Annotated in this window: 16 protein-coding genes; 6 read left to right on the plus strand and 10 right to left on the minus strand. The window is 56.1% G+C overall.

Going from position 1 to position 17,582, the window contains the following annotated elements:
• Positions 1-121 precede the first annotated feature (121 nt).
• From OHL22_RS18205 to OHL22_RS18215, 3 genes are all read right to left on the minus strand, one after another.
• A complete protein-coding gene (locus OHL22_RS18205) occupies positions 122-469 on the minus strand; it encodes a hypothetical protein (protein ID WP_263340556.1) in 348 nt (115 codons plus the stop codon).
• A gap of 448 nt (positions 470-917) precedes the next feature.
• A complete protein-coding gene (locus tag OHL22_RS18210; protein ID WP_263340559.1) occupies positions 918-1,316 on the minus strand; it encodes a PIN domain-containing protein in 399 nt (132 codons plus the stop codon).
• Positions 1,313-1,555 carry an AbrB/MazE/SpoVT family DNA-binding domain-containing protein gene (locus OHL22_RS18215; protein ID WP_263340561.1) on the minus strand — a complete coding sequence of 81 codons (243 nt, stop codon included), beginning with the start codon at positions 1,553-1,555 and terminating at the stop codon, positions 1,313-1,315. Before OHL22_RS18215 ends, OHL22_RS18210 begins: the two co-directional genes overlap by 4 nt.
• Positions 1,556-1,991: 436 nt before the next feature.
• On the opposite strand from OHL22_RS18215, the gene OHL22_RS18220 reads away from it, so the two are divergent.
• Entirely contained in the window at positions 1,992-2,591 is a 600-nt protein-coding gene (locus tag OHL22_RS18220) for a YopT-type cysteine protease domain-containing protein (RefSeq protein ID WP_263340563.1), read from the plus strand.
• Positions 2,592-2,848: 257 nt separating this feature from the next.
• Here the strand turns inward: OHL22_RS18220 and OHL22_RS18225 are convergent, their stop codons facing one another.
• The 3 genes from OHL22_RS18225 to OHL22_RS18235 all read right to left on the minus strand — a co-directional run bounded on the left by OHL22_RS18225 (position 2,849) and on the right by OHL22_RS18235 (position 7,016).
• A complete protein-coding gene (locus OHL22_RS18225; protein ID WP_263340566.1) occupies positions 2,849-3,199 on the minus strand; it encodes a hypothetical protein in 351 nt (116 codons plus the stop codon).
• A 13-nt stretch (positions 3,200-3,212) separates the two neighbouring features.
• Complete coding sequence (locus tag OHL22_RS18230; protein ID WP_263340568.1) at positions 3,213-4,250, minus strand: ATP-grasp domain-containing protein; 1,038 nt, start codon at positions 4,248-4,250, stop codon at positions 3,213-3,215.
• A 333-nt stretch (positions 4,251-4,583) separates the two neighbouring features.
• A complete protein-coding gene (locus tag OHL22_RS18235) occupies positions 4,584-7,016 on the minus strand; it encodes a carboxypeptidase regulatory-like domain-containing protein (RefSeq protein WP_263340570.1) in 2,433 nt (810 codons plus the stop codon).
• 229 nt (positions 7,017-7,245) lie between these two features.
• Between OHL22_RS18235 and poxB the strand changes: the two genes are divergently transcribed.
• Complete coding sequence (gene poxB / locus OHL22_RS18240) at positions 7,246-8,970, plus strand: ubiquinone-dependent pyruvate dehydrogenase (RefSeq protein ID WP_263340572.1); 1,725 nt, start codon at positions 7,246-7,248, stop codon at positions 8,968-8,970.
• A 241-nt stretch (positions 8,971-9,211) separates the two neighbouring features.
• On the opposite strand, the gene OHL22_RS18245 is transcribed toward poxB, so the two are convergent.
• Together OHL22_RS18245 and OHL22_RS18250 are read right to left on the minus strand one after the other, a co-directional pair.
• Entirely contained in the window at positions 9,212-9,694 is a 483-nt protein-coding gene (locus tag OHL22_RS18245; protein ID WP_263340574.1) for a DinB family protein, read from the minus strand.
• A 68-nt stretch (positions 9,695-9,762) separates the two neighbouring features.
• The gene (locus OHL22_RS18250; protein ID WP_263340576.1) at positions 9,763-10,452 is read right to left on the minus strand and encodes a hypothetical protein; all 690 of its coding nucleotides are present in this window, start codon (positions 10,450-10,452) and stop codon (positions 9,763-9,765) included.
• A gap of 100 nt (positions 10,453-10,552) precedes the next feature.
• On the opposite strand from OHL22_RS18250, the gene OHL22_RS18255 reads away from it, so the two are divergent.
• Positions 10,553-10,906, plus strand: coding sequence for a hypothetical protein (locus OHL22_RS18255; RefSeq protein ID WP_263340578.1), 354 nt, complete (start codon positions 10,553-10,555; stop codon positions 10,904-10,906).
• A 53-nt stretch (positions 10,907-10,959) separates the two neighbouring features.
• Here OHL22_RS18255 and OHL22_RS18260 read toward each other — a convergent pair whose 3' ends face one another.
• A complete protein-coding gene (locus OHL22_RS18260) occupies positions 10,960-11,850 on the minus strand; it encodes a menaquinone biosynthetic enzyme MqnA/MqnD family protein (RefSeq protein WP_263340579.1) in 891 nt (296 codons plus the stop codon).
• 214 nt (positions 11,851-12,064) lie between these two features.
• On the opposite strand from OHL22_RS18260, the gene OHL22_RS18265 reads away from it, so the two are divergent.
• Positions 12,065-12,814, plus strand: a complete 750-nt coding sequence (locus OHL22_RS18265; protein WP_263340582.1) for a hypothetical protein — start codon at positions 12,065-12,067, stop codon at positions 12,812-12,814.
• Between the two features lie 24 nt (positions 12,815-12,838).
• Here the strand turns inward: OHL22_RS18265 and OHL22_RS18270 are convergent, their stop codons facing one another.
• Complete coding sequence (locus tag OHL22_RS18270) at positions 12,839-13,102, minus strand: hypothetical protein (RefSeq protein WP_263340584.1); 264 nt, start codon at positions 13,100-13,102, stop codon at positions 12,839-12,841.
• Between the two features lie 190 nt (positions 13,103-13,292).
• Here OHL22_RS18270 and dprA point away from each other — a divergent pair, with 190 nt between their 5' ends.
• Entirely contained in the window at positions 13,293-14,468 is a 1,176-nt protein-coding gene (dprA, locus tag OHL22_RS18275; protein WP_263340586.1) for a DNA-processing protein DprA, read from the plus strand.
• Between the two features lie 315 nt (positions 14,469-14,783).
• Positions 14,784-17,486, plus strand: a complete 2,703-nt coding sequence (topA, locus tag OHL22_RS18280; protein ID WP_263340591.1) for a type I DNA topoisomerase — start codon at positions 14,784-14,786, stop codon at positions 17,484-17,486.
• Positions 17,487-17,582: the final 96 nt, after the last annotated feature.

Raw genomic sequence — 17,582 nt, forward strand, 5'->3', positions numbered from 1 at the left:
CTCGACTGCGATAGCTCAGTCGGGCATTCTTATGAATGTCCATTCGATCCTCCGAAGATTCCTAGTTGCTCGTCACAACCAGCTTCTCCGGTCCAAATCGAATGGACAACCTCCTGAAAGATCACAGGTAGGCGATCTCAAGGAACGGCTCAGGCTTCTTCTGGATGGACTGGCTGACGGCGATGAGCAGGGTCTGCAATGCGCCGGAGCTCATGCCGGGGCTGATGTCGACGGCGACCTGTAGCCAGGCCGGATCGCCGGTGCGGACTTTGCGGAGAAGCTGGGACCATTGGGCGTCGTCGGGCCAGAGCTGATCGACTACGGCTTTGGCTCCCTGATCGTGGATCTGCTTGCTGAGTGCTTCGGCGGTGGGTAGCGACTGCGCATGGGAAGCTGCGATGGATGTGAGAGCGATGGCGAGGATGACAGCGAATCTTGGAATGGCCTGGAAAGGATGAAGTCGGTTCATTGCGAAATCTGTGTCCAGTGGGATGATAGCGCGGCGGTTTGAACCGGCACTAAGTTGATTTGGCATGCTACGTGCGCCATGAGTGGGGGGTCGTGCTTTTTCACCGAAAATGCGGGTTTATCTTATTCATTGTTCATTGATTATGGACGAGTAGCCGGTGCGCGTATGGCGCGTTTTACTGTGTTTTGGGGGTGTATTTGGATACATCTTTTACGGTGTTATCTGGCCTTCCGGGAGCGGTATGGATGCCGCCTGATTCGATTTTGCGCCTATTGGGGGTAATTCGGTGCAAACAGGGATCAGGTTTCGGAGGTTTGTGCTGCTCACGAATGTTGTATACGTTGCGGACTTTTGCGTTCCCACCCTTTCGGCAAACTGCGCGAAAGGATGGGCGCCAAGAGATTGGAGGTAACCACTGAAGGAAAGATAAGGCCGAGTGAGTAGCCGGTCAGGCGATGAACTGGAAGTTCGGCAGCCGCGTTGCTTTTCGATCGAACGTCAAAGTATGGGAGCAACCCGCCCAGGCATTGAGCGCTCCGATTAAGGCATCTTCAAATTCTCCGGTATTACGCTTGAGCGCGAACGCGGCTTCGAATACCTGTTGTTCGTTCTGAACCTGGAACACATCGGCGGCAAGGAGATTTTCGAGATGTTGGGCGATCTGGGATGGACTCTGCTTCAGGAGGCTGCGAAGTACCCAGACAATCTCCAGCACGGTAACCAGATTGATGAAGCCGGGGGCTTGTTCACTCAGTTGCCGGTCGACAATCCTGTTGGCTTTGCGCGCCTGGTCAGGGTCGTCCTGGAGCAGATAACGGAGGATGACGTTGGTGTCGATGCCAATCATCGGCGGTGACGTTGGGTTGCGCCGGCTTCGACAGCCATGTTCATTTCTTCAACGGAGATGGGCTGGTCTAGTTTAGACAAGCTGCCTTTCAGTTTCGATGTCCGAATCTTAGGAAGAATGACCACAGCTCCATCCGGCTGAAGAAAGAATTTGAATCGATCGCCTGGTTTCAGGTTGAGATATTGCCTTACGGACTTAGGAATGGTGGCCTGGTTTTTGCTGCTCAAGGTGGCTTCCACGCTACTGATCTCCTTCTTTACATTTTATCTGAAGTAAAGCGTCCTGCAATTATTGCTGGCTTGTTGTGTTGATACCAGATGAGCGGTTGGGTATCGAGCGTCGCAATCCAGGTTCAAAAAGCGAGGCCTGGGCTCCCGCCGCTTGATCCACTCCTGCGCAAGAGTAAGGTAATCAATTTTTCATTTATGGGAGCGGTCTTGGGCTCGTGATGCTGCTATGATGCGACTGCGATTCATCATTGCGTAAACGCGGGGACAGTTCTGTTCATGGCGGGTCTTCATGGCGGATCGATGACAGCGTCTTTGATTTCACTGTGCTCGTGAGTGAGTTATTGGAAATCAACCGCGAATTTGCGCAGGATATGAGTTCGCGGGTTGAACATCACAGGCTGGACGACCGGGGCCGAGATCCAGATGTGGAAGAGAGGAAAACAGCATGCCGATCACATATGCAGGTATTACACCTGCGCTGCTCATTGACACCACTGATTTGCAGAACACCGAGAAACTCTCTCGCCAGCAAGGCAAATTAGTCAAAAACCGAAATGGCGTCTGCATGGCTATGGTGGTGGACTGGCTGCAGAAGAGTCAGCAACAGCCGGGTGGAGTCACCGATAAGTCGCAGTTGAAGAGCGGTCTGGCCCTGTCTTTGGCGCAGACGGCGTATATGCGCTATGTCTTTCAAAAAGGGACGGGTCAAACTGCCAACAAAGAAGGCTATGTTCAGAACATGGGGATGAGCATCGAGAACTCCGCGAACCTGAACAAGAAGTTTTTCTCGACCAAGAAAGGACGGCTAAAGGACCTTGCGCTTGCATGTACCTTTGGCGGCCATGTTCTGATCTCAATCAAAGGCAATGGCGGACATGCACTGGGCTACCGTCAAATCGGCGGAACGAGCCAGTTCTTCGATCCAAACGAAGGGGTGCTGGTTTTCAATACGGTACAGGATTTTGCAAAGTGGTTCCCAGCCTACATAGTCGGAGAATACCCGGATTTGACTGACACGCTGGAGTACGCGAGAGTGGAAAATTAGCTATTCAGGACGATTTTCTGAGTTTCGGTGAACTTTTTTCAGGTGGGCAGGTGACCCAGGCATAACTTCTACGCCCGTCTCATGAAGTCACAAAGACCTGGCTGTGCCCCATTCATCGCGATAAAGCTGCGATGAATGGGGCACAGCTGCGTCGGTGGATACGGAAGTAGTGAGGCCGATGCCTGGACCACCTGCCCAGAATGCGGCGTAACCTTCGCCAGATATGCCGCGCACGCCGGAGTCGGCTCATCAGTGGTTCAGCCCCGCTCGGCCGTCGCGTCACCCGCGCGTTGGGCCTGGGTCGCACGCCGGAATTCCCTGACAGCAAAAATGGCGAATATTGCGGACGCCGCCCCCGGAACAAGAATAAGAACTACAGGGTGTTGCAACTTGTACGGGATGATTGCGCCAGCTGCAAACACGATACTAGCCCACGCTGATCGAATAGCTTCCTGTGCCTTCCAGTGAGGAATGAGTAATAGTAATGACAGAACTGAAACACTCATCACCGCAATCTCAAGAACAACAAATGTGTGGCTCTTAGCGAAGACCATTGCAAGCGTCAGAGCTGCGGCCAATCCGAGCAGAATATATTGCAACTTAGGCATATTAACCATGCCCTCATTCCTTTGCGGGCGTTGAAACGGGCTCAGGAGGAGTTGCTTGCTCTTTCTTCCTGGCCGCAGCCTTTGGCTTGGCTGCTTTTACTGCCTTCGCAATCTTCTTCGGCGTGGGATTCAGGAACGAAGACCATTTCAATTCCGGAGTCGCAGGCGCCTTCTTCGCTTTCGCGATAGCCAGATCGGCCATCTCCTTCACAATCCACTCAAAGTTCTTCTCGCCGACTGAATGAATATCCGCATCCGGCGCAGGATTCATGAAATCGATCGCATATGGAATCCCATCCTCAACCGCAAACTCCACAGTGTTCAGATCGTACCCAAGCGCCTGGCACAGCTTGAGCGCATCCTCTTCAACGCGCTTGAGCAGCTTGCGGTCATACTTCGGTGGATTCTTGACATACCGTTCGTGATGCGGATTTCGCGGATCGTAGGGCATGATATGCACTTTCTTCTGCCCAACAACATAGCAACGGAAGTACTCAGAAAAGTTGACTGCCTTCTGATACATCATGCAAAGATCGCGCGTCTGGTCATAAGCCCTGAAAAACTCTTCGCGATTATGAATGTGGAAAACATCCCGCCATCCGCCACCATCCACAGGTTTCATGAATCCATGTTCGCCTACATACTCAAACACTGCATCCCAGTTCAGCGGATATTCCAGGTTCCGCATGGAACGCTCATTCGTGCCTTCGGGATAGCTTTTGTGCGGCAGAATCACCGTTGGTGGTACGGCTACACCTAGCTTGGCGGCGAGAGAGTAATTAAAGAACTTATCGTCGGCAGACCACCAGAACGGGTTGTTGATGATGACGGTGCCGTTTAATGCGGCGTGCTTGAGATAGGCGCGATAGAAGGGGATATCGTGCGAGATGCGGTCGATGATGACGGAGTAAGGCGATGGTTTGTCGAGGTGGACGGCGTCGGTGCGCAGAAATTCGGCAGTGATGCCGTCGATGTGGAGGGAGTTGATGCGCTCCACGAGTGCGCCGGGAAAGCTGTTTTCCATGCCGAATAAAACGCCGATCTTTTTCATGTCCCTGTCGTCCTCCGAAACCCTAGTTTACGGCAGGGGGTGAGGAACGGGTTTATGGAATTGCTCCACGTGGAGCAATTTTGAGTGGTGGGTGGTGGTGTTCTCCGGATTGCTCCACGTGGAACATTTTGTGGAGCAGTGCGGCTGAGATCGGTGGAAAAGGCCTGTCAAGCGGATTTGTTGCAAGTGGCGTGGCTGGTTTGAGATGCGGTTGCGGATGATTTGAGTAATTTGTGATTGGGATCTGACACAACTGGTTCAGCGCCGTCTGCGTGGGCAGACGGCACGATTTGAGTTCTCTCGCCTCTGGTTGGCGGAGTCTCGATGGGCATGCTAACTCTGAGGCTGGGACCAGTCGAGGGTGAAGGTTAAGAGGGTCTGACGAAGGGAGTCGACAGCGGCTTTTTGCTTTTCAGTGAGGTCGGCGATCTGTTTGCGGGTGGACTGGAGATTGTCTTCGGACTGGTTGAGCTCGTCGACGAAGCGTTTGCCGGCGTCGTTGCCTTTGAGGGCGGTGAGGTTTTCGCGGGCTCGGGTTTCGTCACCGGAGAGGGCTGTCATGCGGTCGTTGAGATCATGGATCTGCTGTCTGATGGACACGATGCTGCGCTGGGCATCGAGGATGGGCTGGATCTTAGGGGCGATTGCCGGGACTTCTTTACCGAGATATTCAAGCGCGGCGGTCTGATCGCCGTCGGCCTCTATGCGCCATGTGTCATAGGCGGGACCTTCCTCGGCCACGAGGACGGAGGATGATTGATGAGCGGGAACGGATACCTTGAAGCGGTAGAGGTTGGCCGCGGTTTCAGTTGGCTTGCTTTCGGGTGAGAGTTTGCGGTCTTCGCGGCGCGGGACTTCGATGACGACGGTGCGGGAGTCGGCGGATGAGTTGGAGGCCTGGTAGGTGGTGCGTTCCTCAACGCCGTAGCGTTTTTGGACGAGGCCCTGCGCGGTGATTGTGACGGCGCGGATTTCGCGCTTGCCCTCCTGAGGTTCTTTCCGGATACGGGTGGCTTGATCGGCGGCGTAGGAGAGCAGGCGTTTTTCGCCAGGATGGATGGGGTCGAGCAGGCCTTCGCCAGCGAAGGCACCAGACTCGAAGACGGAGAAGTTGCCGCTGTCGAAGGTGAGCTGAGAGGTGTTTTCGAGCCAGAGAGCGCGAAGAGGGTGCGCTTCGGATTCGCTCCAGAGGGTGACACGTTCGACAGGGAGAGTCTGCTGAAGAATGGGGACCATGGCGGACTCGTTTTTGTGGATGGTGACGGGCTGGGCGAGTTTGTACTCGAAGAAGTCGTCGAAATTGTTGGTGGAGACGTTGGTGTTGATATCGGTGGGACGAGCGACGCCGTTGCCGAAGACACTGCCGATGATGCCTCCCCCTGCGCCGCTGCCCATGCCTTGCATGGCCGCAACGCCGTAGCCGTGGGTGGCTCGTGCCGGAGCGGCCATTTGCAAACTGGCGATTGAGTCGGCGGTGACTTCTACGGTTTCGGATGCTGATCCAACGGTGAGGGCGGCATTCACGGTAGGAGAGTTTGTTGCGCCTACGAGAATGTTGCGGCGAATGGAGGTCTGAAAACCATTTGCGTTAATGGTGAGGTTGTAGAAGCCGGGAGCCAGGGATGCAAAGGTGAACTGGCCGTTGCTGGAAGTTTGAGCTACCGCGTTCGCTCCGGTGGCGGGCGAGGTGGCGGTGACGATTGCTCCGGGAATGACGGCTCCAGAGGTGTCTGTCACGGTGCCTCGGAGAACTCCCGGACCGGATTCTTCTGCCGCTTGGTGTGTCTGCGGGGTGGACATGGCTACGGTGGAGATGGGAACTTCGGGGCGGCGGAGATAGAGCGGGTCAGAGAGCGGCTGAATGAAGCTTTGCGGAGCGCCTGCGACGAGCGAGAGCTGGACGTTGTCCCAGTCGGAGCCGATGGTGTTATCGACGACTGCCCAACCCTGAAGGATGGCTTTGTCGGCGTTGTCTGGAAAGACGATGCGGTAGGTGGATTTCCAGACGGGGATTTCGCTGATGTAGCTGACGCGTAGTTGTCGGTTGCCCTGACCGATGGCGTCGAGGGTGAGATGGCGCAGGCCGGTGGAGTGGTTGGAACTGAGGAGGGCGAGGTAGCGGTCGAGCTCGCCCTGAAGAGATGGATCGAGCGGGCGGACGCTGAGGGTGGGAGTTAGCTCGATAACGCGAACTGCGCCGGTGTTGCCGACTACGGTGAGATAGAAGCGGGTCTGTGCGGGCCTTGATGTGTCGCTATTGGAGTCGGCGCCAGTGCGGCTCTCGATGGACATGAGGCGGCCGGTTATAGGTCCTCCGGATGCTCCTGTGACTTCGACGCGCTGGCCGCGCAAAGCCTGAAAGAGCTGGGTAGAAGTGGGGTCGTCGGTCATGTTGAGCGAGATGGATTGAAGCTGCTGGGCTAGCGGAGTGGTGGAGTCGTAGTTGATGCCGCCGATGCGCCCTCCGTTGTCATCGAGGACGGTGAGAGACTGCAGGACATCATTGAGCTGCGAGGTGGTGAAGTCGACGGTGATGCGCTGGTTGCCATTGACCTGGCCGGTGTGTTCGAAGTAGCCTACTCCGTTTTTGTAGAGGATGACCTGGCGAACGGGAAGTTCGTGGGGAGTTGTTGGAGTGGCAGGGGATTTGTCTGTTGCGGGAGCAGATTTTGGACTGGTCTTGGTGGATTGAGCTGGGAGAAGGCTTGAGAAAAGGCCAAGGCTAATGGTGCAGGCCAAAGTGGCCAGGACAGGGATCGAGCGCATGCTGCCTCCTGTGGCGCGGGCTGATGCTGAGAGTTTCGACAACAACGAGCGCGAAAATGTTCCCGAAGAGTGGCGATACGAGGGTAGACGAGTCGCACTCTGGGGGAACGGGCAATGGCAAGCCGCTTGCATGAAAAAAACTATGGGCTGATGAAACAAGGGTCAAAAGGGATGGAGTAAGAGACGTTTGAGCGCGGCGCTGCATCGAAGGCAGTGCGTGGAGGCAGGAATGGCTAAGAGTGCGGCAGAGGTGATGGTGGAGACGCTGGCGGTGTCAGGGGTGAAGCGGGTGTATGGGTTGCCGGGTGATTCGCTGAATGGGATCACGGATGCGATACGGCAGCACCCGGAGCTTAAGTGGGTGCATGTGAGGCATGAGGAAGTGGCGGCTTTTGCGGCGGGTGCGGAGGCGCATCTGACGGGTGATTTAACGGTATGCGCGGGAAGCTGCGGACCGGGGAATCTGCACCTGATCAATGGGCTGTATGACTGCCATCGGAGCAGGGTTCCGGTGCTGGCGATTGCGGCGCAGATACCGAGTGCGGAACTTGGGACGGGATATTTTCAGGAGACGCATCCGGAGATGCTGTTCAAGGACTGCAGCTATTACTGCGAGCTGGTGAGCGATCCGGAGAATTTGCCGCGGATATTGGGGATTGCGATGCGCACGGCGGTGGCGAAGCGCGGCGTGGCGGTGGTAGTGGTGCCCGGGGATGTGTTTCTGGGGAATTGCGCCGCGGCGGCGAGTGTGTTGAAGCTGTGCGATCCGGCTTCGGTGTTTCATCCAGGGCAGGCTGATCTGGAGGCTGCGGCGAAGATACTGAACGGCGCGGGGAAGGTGACGATTCTGGGTGGGGCGGGATGTGCGGGTGCACATAAGGAAGTGATGGCGATTGCGGAGCTGCTGAAGGCTCCGGTGGTGCATGCGCTGCGCGGGAAGGAATTTATTGAGTATGACAATCCGAATGATGTGGGTATGACGGGGCTGTTGGGGTTCAGCTCGGGGTATTACGCGATGATGAACTGCGATGCGCTGCTGATGCTGGGTACGGATTTTCCGTATACGCAGTTCTTCCCGGAGAAGGCGAAGATTCTGCAAGTGGATGTGCGGGCGGAGCAGATTGGACGGCGCACGCATGTGGATCTTGGGCTGATTGGGACGGTGAAGGACACGATTGCGGCGCTCATGCCCCTGCTCAAGAAGAAGCGGGATTCAGATCATCTGAAGACTTCAGTGAACCACTACAAGAAGGCGCGGACAGGACTCGATGAGTTGGCGGTGGGTGAGCCGGGGAAGACGCCGATTCATCCGCAGTATGTGGCGAAGCTGGTGAATGAGCTGGCGGCGGAGGATGCAGTTTTCACTTGCGATGTGGGGCTGCCTACGGTGTGGGCCTCACGATATCTGCGCATGAATGGAAAGCGGCGTCTGCTGGGGTCGTTTGTACATGGAACGATGGCGTCTGCGTTGCCGCAGGCGATTGGAGCGCAGGCGGCGTATGCGGGGCGGCAGGTGGTAGCGCTGGCCGGGGATGGCGGATTGGCGATGCTGATGGGCGATCTGCTGACGCTGCGGCAGATGAAGCTGCCGGTGAAGATTGTCGTCTTCAACAACGGGACGCTTGGGTTTGTGGAGCTGGAGATGAAGGCGGCGGGATTTCTGGATTTTGGGACTGCGCTGGACAATCCTTCGTTTGCAGAGATTGCTACTGCCTGTGGATTTTTGGGGCTGCGGGTGGAGAAGCCGGAGGATTTAGAGGGTGCGCTGCGGCAGGCTTTTGCGTATGACGGGCCAGCGTTATTGGATGTGGTGGTGAACCGGCAGGAGTTGTCGATGCCGCCTACGATTGAGTTCAAACAGGCGACGGGGTTTGGGCTCTACATCATGAAGGCGGTGATGAATGGGCGTGGGGATGAGGTGATCGATCTGGCGAAGACGAATCTGTTTCGGTGAGGCTCGTGTGGAGTGTGAGTGTGGGGTGTGAAAGGCAAAAGCAAAGACAGAAGCAGATCCCCTTCGGGGATGAGAGACAAAAAGCAATTGCGAGGCAAAAGCAGATCCTTCGCTTTCACCCCAACGAGCGAAAGGCGCGCTCGCCGGGGACCCCGAGGCGCTCAGGATGACAAACCTGGTGAATAGGCGCTCAGGATGACAGGCAGAAAGGCAAATACAAAAGCTGGCCGAAGTTTGACTATCAGGCTTCGGCCAGCTTTTTGAGTTGATGGATGTGATTTAGATCGTGGCCGGCCATGGTTTCTACGATGGTCTGGAAGGTCATGGTTCCGCGTTCGGGATGGGTGGCTGGTTTGTGCGCGGCCGAGGGTGGGGCATTGCGGATGAGGATGAGGTTCCACTCGCGGAGGGCGGTGAAGGCGGCAAGGGCCTGTTGTGCGGTGATGGTGGGATAGAGAGAGGCCCAGCGATCCTGGTCGAAGGGCTGGATGGTGTGGTTGTCTTCAGCGAGGGTCTGGCGGAGACGGAAGCCGAAGGCTACTTCGCAGTCGGCGAGATGACAGAGGATTTCGGCTGGGGTCCATTTGCCTGGGGCGGAGGCGAGGCCGATGCGGGTAGGGCCTATGGCTTCGGCTAGCGACTCAAGCTCGGCGGGGGTGGAAGAGAGAATCTCGTCGATAAGACGTCCGTCGAGGAAGCGGGCGTAGGGGTTGAGGTCGGGCATGGTGGGCTCTCCGAGATGATGTTAGCGCAGGGATGGGATTTAAGAGATCAGAGATCAGGGGTCAGAGATCAGGTTATTCGTACTTGCGTTCTTCGCAGAATGCGTGATCGTGTGTTTGCGAGGCGCTTTTTGTATTTCTTGTTTTCTATGAGCAGACGCTCCCAAGTTGGCTGATCGAGTATTTCGAATTTGGAGGCATGAGGCGTGAGGGGAAATCCACTATCCAGTGCGGGGTGAAATGAATTGCAAGGAGGGGCGTTTTCGTCGGGAGTAAGGAAGAAACCAGGGTCATCGGTGTACACGGCAATTTTGCTTGGTTCTGCAGGAAATAACTCTGTAGACCACAGAAGTTCTCCAGTCTTGCTGTAGTGTCCGATCTGATGATCAATGCGTACCTTGGGGATTGTGGCGACGATCTTGGGTTTACGACAGAGGTGCTCTTCGCGTAATTCGAAGAACCGATTGAGCGCTTGTTTTTCGTTTGGAATGCAGCTCAGGATGACGCGATGCCAGCAGCCGCTCCAGTTGCTGCTGAGACGGAGCCTATAGGCCACCCAGTCAGGGAAGTCACTTGGGAGTGAAGATGGGCTCGTGACTTTGTGCAAGCACTCCGCCATTTGAAAGCCATGCAAGTAAAACCACAATCCGGACAAGGTGGACTCCCCGATATACATGCCTGGACGTACTTGTACGATGTCGAGGATCGACTGCTGTTTTAGATCATGTTCGAAGATCTTGATATCGTTCGGTTCTTCCATCAAAGATGCTCCCGAGATGGACTCATCGTACTGGATATTTGTGAGGACGGACTTGTAGCTTAGTCCAGCATCCTTAGTGGAAAGCAGATCCCCTTCGGGGATGACAGACCGAAAGACAAGTGCAAGAACAAAGGCAAAAGCAGATCTTTGGCTTTGCAATGTTTCGCGCGGGATTACAAATCCGCTAACTTTAATTTTATTTGCGCAATTCAGCGGAATTGATATATTTGGCCCACATGTGTTTATGAATTCCAATGACAAAAGACCACTCCCGGATGAAAACGTCGTGCTGACAGAACTTCCGCATGGGTTGTTGGATGAACTGCCATTCGAAGACCAACAGGCGATCGTTGAAGTGATAGGTAAGACAGTTATGCTGGAAGCGTATGACGATCAAGAGAGGGCCGAGCTTAGGTTCATAGACGAAGCGGGAGTAATCCATTTTTGTATGTGAGCCGAGATTTCATAAAGCCCGCATAAAAGGATTTGATCGGCCTGATTTGGCTACTACTTTGGTTCGTAACTGGGTAAGACGCCGGTTTCTACCGCTAAGTCGAAGAAGCGTTGGATGCCCTTCTGACAGTTTTCATCGAGATAGTAATAGATATTTTCAGTTAGATAGGTTCGGATGGTGGCTGCCGGGAGGGGCAGACGGGCGGACCATTCCTTGACTAAGGTTTCTATGTTGGCGAGGCCGCGGTCGCGGGAGGCTGTGAAGTCGGAGGCTATGTCTTCGATGGTGCGGCCGGAGCGGGCGATGGATTCTTCGCGGATGGCCCAGACTGCGGCTACCCAGGTGGAGCCGGTGTGGGTGATCCATTCTTCGGCGACGTCGTGGTAGATGAGGGATTCGCCGGTGCGTTCTTCGCGGTTCTGGCGTTCCTCAAGGGCGTAGAGAGCGGGGTCGCCGATGAGGATGGCGGCGTCGGCTTTTTCGAGCATTCGGTCCAGGTCGGGTGGGCTGGGCAGGAAGATTACGCCGGGGTTCCACCATTTGCGGAAGAGGATACGAGTGTAGGCGAGCGAGGAGCGGGAGGACGTATCTGCGGCTACGGTGCGGATTTGGGAGAAGAGTTGATTGGCGCGACGGACGAGGAGAATGGAGCGGACTTTGCGGCGCGAGGCGATGGTGCAGCCAGGGATGACCCGCAAGCCAGGTGTAGTGGCGAGGGCAGCGATGGGAATGAGGCCGATATCGGCTGCGCCGGGTGTGTAGATGGGCAGAGCGAGGCGGTCGGCGCAGGCGGAGGGGAGCATGAGCTCTAGCTGATAGCGCTGGGCGAGCTGGGATTTGTGGGGTTCGTGGTTGAAGTCCCACATGAGGGGGGCGGGGTTGAGGAAATTGATGGCGGCGATGCGGAGTGGGCTGGTGGGGCTTGCTGGGGTGGAGCTGATCACTTACTCAGGGTAACAAGTGGGAGTGGGGTGAGTGTGGAGTGTGAGTGTGGTTCGCGCTTTCGCGCGAAGTGGTTTTCTGAGCGTTGCGGCGCGGGCAGTGACGGCAGTGCTTGATTCCGCTTAAGATACCATCGACAGCTTTATGCGAAGATCGATAGCAAGTGCCCCCATATTGCTTACGTTGGTTGCCATCTCTATCTTTCGTTCAACTCCTATGGGTTATGCGCAGGGAACGAGCGGAGGCCCAATTGGAAAGACCAAGTCTACTGCAGCCGCCTCTGCAAAGAATTCACAGACGGCCGATCGACGATATGCGCTCACGAGAGGCGATTGGTCGGCTGCGACAGTATCCCTCTTCAACACATGGTCGGCTTTAGATGACAATCCGAACCGCCGCCTGTCCTTTTATTCCCCTGATCACCAAAAAATCGTCAAGGTGATTGGTTCCACCGTGACTCTTGTCATCGACAAACGAAGTTTCGAGACCGACATAAATAGCGAATCCAAGCACGATGCAGAACTTGGTTGGGCGCCAGATTCGACGAAGTTTTTTGTCACGTGGTCCGAAAGTGGAGAGTTAGGTCCCTGGCATATGCAGGTATATGGCGTGGATCGATCGGGCCTTCATGAATTTCCAAAAGTCGAAGAAACGGCTCGAAGGGATTTCGAGCAATTAGTTCGGAAATTGCCAATCGACCCAGAGTTGAACACTCCGGAATTCAAGCACAATTGGGACGAAGCGGAATATTGCGAGCCGTACCACGTGATCGGCGGGCGTTGGCTAAATGGTTCAAAGGAGATTCTGCTTTCTGTTCTCATCCGAAACACAGGCGATTGCAGATATTCGAGTGACTTCAACGTATATCGCGTGAACGGCGAGACAGGAGAAGTTTTACAGCGTTTCACTGCAGCCGAAGGACATAGACGCTTTGGTGATAAGTATCTGCCGATCATTTCTCCCTAAGAGTCTTATCAGGGCATCCAGGCGTCAGTTTGAAATCCGGTGAGAGCTTTTGAATTGCCGCCAAATGGTTTCGATCAGTGCGCCTGCCGCGGCGTAGGTGGCGGCATTTGTCAGCAGGACGACATAGACGCTCATAGGATAATGACGGATCAGGGCTATAGGGCAGGTGAGGCAGAGAAGAGTCAAGGTAAGGCCGTGCAGCGATGGATATACGGCCATGAAGTAAGCTGACCAAAGGGTCACAACAAAAGCGCCGACAACCGCCCAGACCGCGATTCGAAGTTTCATGGGAAAACCTCCCACTGTGGCTGCAATGATTCCACCATGGCATGTGCGGGGGCAAGCGCGGCTTGACTTCGTAAGGTGGACGGGCTAAGTTTCGGGAATCCGATAGAAGATTTTGAGTTGCGAATATTGAATACTTTTGTGCCTGCTTGCGGGCTTTCCCGGTTCGGCGTTGTGATTTCCAGGACAAATCATGACGCAATCATTGCAATCGATAGAGACGCATACGGAGCTGGACGAGGATCGTCTGGCGTGGCTGGCGCTTGTGCTGACGCCGGGTTTGGGACCACGGCGAGTGCTGGAAGCGGTGCGGGGGCTGCGCAGCCCGAGTGAGATTTTTGAACTGCCGCTAACGGCGATTGAGGGGCTGCGGTTCCCGGCAGGGGCTTCGCAATATGTATTTGATGGGAAGGCGAGGTCGGCGGCACAGAAGGAGTGGATGCGTGCGCGGGAGCTTGGTGTTCATCTGCTGACATATGGGTGCGAGGAGTATCCGGAGCGGCTGAAGGAGATTTATGACCCGCCGCCGGTGATGTGGGTGCGGGGGGATGTGTCTTTGTTGGCGAGGCCGTCGATTGCGGTGGTGGGGACGCGGCATCCTTCGCCATATGGGACGGGAGTGGCGGAGATGCTGTCGCGGGACCTGGCAGCGCGTGGGATGCTGATTGTGAGCGGCATGGCTCGTGGTGTAGATACTGCGGCGCACAAGGGTGCTCTGGCGGCGCGGAAGCCTACGGTGGCGGTTTGGGGTACTGGTGCGGATGTGGTGTATCCCAAAGAGAATAAGAGGCTGGCGGAAGACATTTTGGCGACGGGTGGGGCAATTGTTTCGGAGCTACCGCTGGGGACGTTTCCGGCGCCGCAGAATTTTCCACGACGGAATCGGATTTTGTCGGGGCTGAGTTTGGGAGTACTAGTGGTGGAAGCGAGCGAGAATTCGGGGACGCGAGTGACGGCGCGTTGCGCTGCAGATCAGGGACGGGATGTATTTGCGGTGCCGGGGAATGTGACGAGCCGGAACTCGTGGACGCCGAATACCTTAATCAAGCAGGGAGCGCAGTTGACGGCGACCTGGGAGGATGTGTGGGAGGTACTGCCGTCAGGGGTGCGGCTGGAGCTGGAGGCGGGGTGGGCGGTTGAATCCAAACCGCAGGCCGGGGCATCTGATGCGCCTGATGCTGGTTTACGAGGCAGGGAAGCGGCGGTATTCGGGGTTTTAAGGCAGGACGCGGCGTTGCAGATGGACGAGATTCTGGAGATGCTGGAGGGCCAACTCTCGTCGGCTGAGGTGTTTACGGCGCTGTTTGAGTTGGAGCTGGCGGGGAGGGTCCGGTCGCTGCCGGGGAAGAATTATGTGCGTTGCATGTAAGGAATTTGAGGAGAAATCCAGAGGGGCGAATTGGAATTTGTTCGTGTTCCGTGTTAGCGTCCTGTCTTTGTAGGCATTTTTTCGCACGCCGGGCTGATGGAACAGGACTTCGAAAAGTCCGTTGACGTAGCACACGCGAAAAGTCACGCTTGAAAACCGGTATGCAACGGATTGGAAACTTCGTAGTCCAATTGTCCATCGAAGGCTAGTAAGTGGATGGGCTGGATGAAGGTTTAGGCCGAGCTGGAGTATGTAAGGGTTCGCAAGAAGGGTAGTGCCGGCAGGACCGGTGCTGAAGGGTTTGAAGAGAAAGCAATGAGTAAATCACTGGTGATCGTCGAGTCACCCGCCAAGGCGAAGACGATTGGGAAATATCTGGGCAAGGATTACGAGGTGCAGGCCTCAGTTGGTCACATTATGGACCTGCCCAAGAACGACATTGGCGTGGAGTTGAAGAAGCGGACGTTTGAGCCGACGCTGATTGTGTCTCCGGGCAAGGAGAAGCTGGTGGACCAGCTGAAGCGGGCGGCGGCCAAGGCTGACAGTATTTTTCTGGCGCCTGACCCGGACCGCGAAGGTGAAGCGATTGCGTATCACCTGGCGATGCAGCTTGGGTCGAATGCCGCGGCGCGGAAGAAGATTCGCCGCGTGACCTTTAACGAGATCACAAAAAAGGCGGTGCAGGACGCTTTTCAGCATGCGCGGGATATTGATCAAGATTTAGTGGATGCGCAACAGACACGGCGCGTGCTGGACCGGCTGGTGGGGTACCAGGTTTCTCCGCTGCTGTGGGATAAGGTGCGGCGTGGGCTGTCGGCGGGACGCGTGCAGACGGTTGCGGTGCGCATGATTGTTGAGCGCGAGCGGGAGATTGGGGCGTTCAAGCCAGTGGAGTACTGGACGCTGGATGCGGTGCTGCATCCGGAAAAGCAGGCGGGAAAGACGCTGAAGGCCAGCTTTGTCGGGATCGATGGTGAGCCGGCGCGTGTGGCAAACGGCGTGGACAAGGAAGGCAAGCCGCAGTTCCTAGCCAACGCGCTGCCGGATAAGAAGTCGATGGATGCAGTGATGGACGCGCTCGGGACAGCGGAGTGGACGCTGACGAGCGTGCAGCAAACGGAACAGCGGCGCAAGCCGATGGCTCCGTTTATCACCAGCCAGTTGCAGCGCGATGCGGCGAGCAAGTTGGGATTTAATGTTCGGCGCACGATGGGCGTGGCGCAGAGGCTGTATGAGGGCATCGATATTGGCGACGAGGGAACGGTGGGTTTGATCACCTACATGCGTACAGACTCGCCGCGTGTTTCGCCGGAAGCGATTGCCGGAGCGCGAGAGTGGGTTACGAAGACTCTGGGTGCGAAGTATCTGCCGGAGAGCCCGAACGTCTACAAAGGCAAGAGCGATGCGCAAGATGCGCATGAAGCGATTCGTCCGACGGATGCGGCCCGGACTCCAGAGTCGATTGCACGGTATCTGACGGACGAGCAGTTGAAGCTGTACAGGCTGGTGTGGCAGCGGTTTGTTGCTTCACAGATGATGCCGGCGGTGTACGACGTGACGACGGCGAAGATCGAGGCGCGGTCAGCGAAGACGAAGAAGACGTATGACTTCAGGGTGAGCGGGCGTGTGCTGCGTTTTGATGGCTTCCTGAAGGTGTACGAGATTGTCGAGGATAAGAAGGACGACGAGGACGGTGAGCAGGGATTGCCGAATCTCGATAATGTGAAACGGCTGGAACTGGATGAGCTGCAGGAGCGGCAGAAGTTTACGCAGCCTCCGCCGCGGTACAACGAAGCCTCGCTGGTCAAAGTATTGGAAGAGCGGGGCATTGGACGGCCTTCGACGTATGCGTCGATCATCAACACGATTCAGGATCGCGAGTATGTGACGAAGATTGCCGGGCGGTTTTATCCGACGGAGATCGGGATGGTGGTTTGCGATCTGCTGGTGAAGAATTTTCCGTACATCTTCGATGCGGCATATACGGCGAAGCTCGAGGAAGAGCTGGACGATATCGAAGAGGGCAAGGAGAAGTGGACGGATCTGCTGAAGGGCTTCTATGGCTACTTTGAGAAGGAGCTGAAGGTCGCCGAGAAGAATATGGAATCGATCAAGGCGATGGAGATCAAGACAGATGAGAAGTGCGAAATCTGTGGGTCTCCGCTGCTGCTGAAGTGGGGCAAGTTCGGAACGTTTTTTGCGTGCAGTGCTTATAACAAGAAGGACAAGAATAGCTGCACGTTTACGAAGGAGAATATTGCCGCGAAGCCGGACCTGAATACTCCGGAGGCGCAGGAAGCGGATCAGAACGAGGAGTACTGCGACAACTGCGGAAGCACGATGGTTTTGCGGCGCGGGATATTCGGGCCGTATATGGCTTGTCCGCGATTCAATGACGACCCGCCGTGCAAGACGATTCGCAAGCTGAGCCAGAAGGAGCAGCAGAAGGTGAATGCTCCGAAGCCGACGGGCGAGATGTGTCCGTTGTGCGGCAAGGAACTGGTGATCCGACAGGGCTCCTATGGGGAGTTTGTTTCGTGCTCGGGATATCCGAAGTGCAAGTATGTGAAGCAGAACCTGATTGAAGGCATGAAATGCCCGAAGTGCGGCGAGGGCGATATTGCCGAACGCAAGGCGCGGCGGGGGAATGTCTTCTGGGGATGCACGAATTATCCCAAGTGCGATTTCACTTCGAATCTGAAACCTGTGGCGAAGAAGTGCCCGAAGTGCAAGAGCCCGTATCTGCTGGAGAAGACGCTGAAGTCGGGTGTGTACCTGGTTTGCCCGAACAGCCTGCCGAAGAAAGAAGCGGCTGAGCCGGCTGCTCCGAAGAAGGGCGCGGCGAAGAAAGCTGCCAAGTCTGCTGCGGCAAAGAAGGCAGCAGTGGTAGCACCTGCAGCGGATGTGGTCTGCGAATACGAGAAGCGGATTGGGGATGCTCCAGAGCCGGTGGCAGCGCCGACGCGGGAGACGCATGGGCCGGTGGCGGAGAAGGAAGACGAGTTGCAGACGGTTTAGTGAATCACTAAGCAAGAAAGACGGCTCGCTCCGAGTGGGGCGGGCCGTCTTGTTTTGTGCGGCGCAATTGCTCGCGGGTGTGGAGTGAGCCCGAAG

The organism is Acidicapsa dinghuensis, assembly GCF_025685685.1.
Lineage (GTDB): Bacteria > Acidobacteriota > Terriglobia > Terriglobales > Acidobacteriaceae > Acidicapsa > Acidicapsa dinghuensis.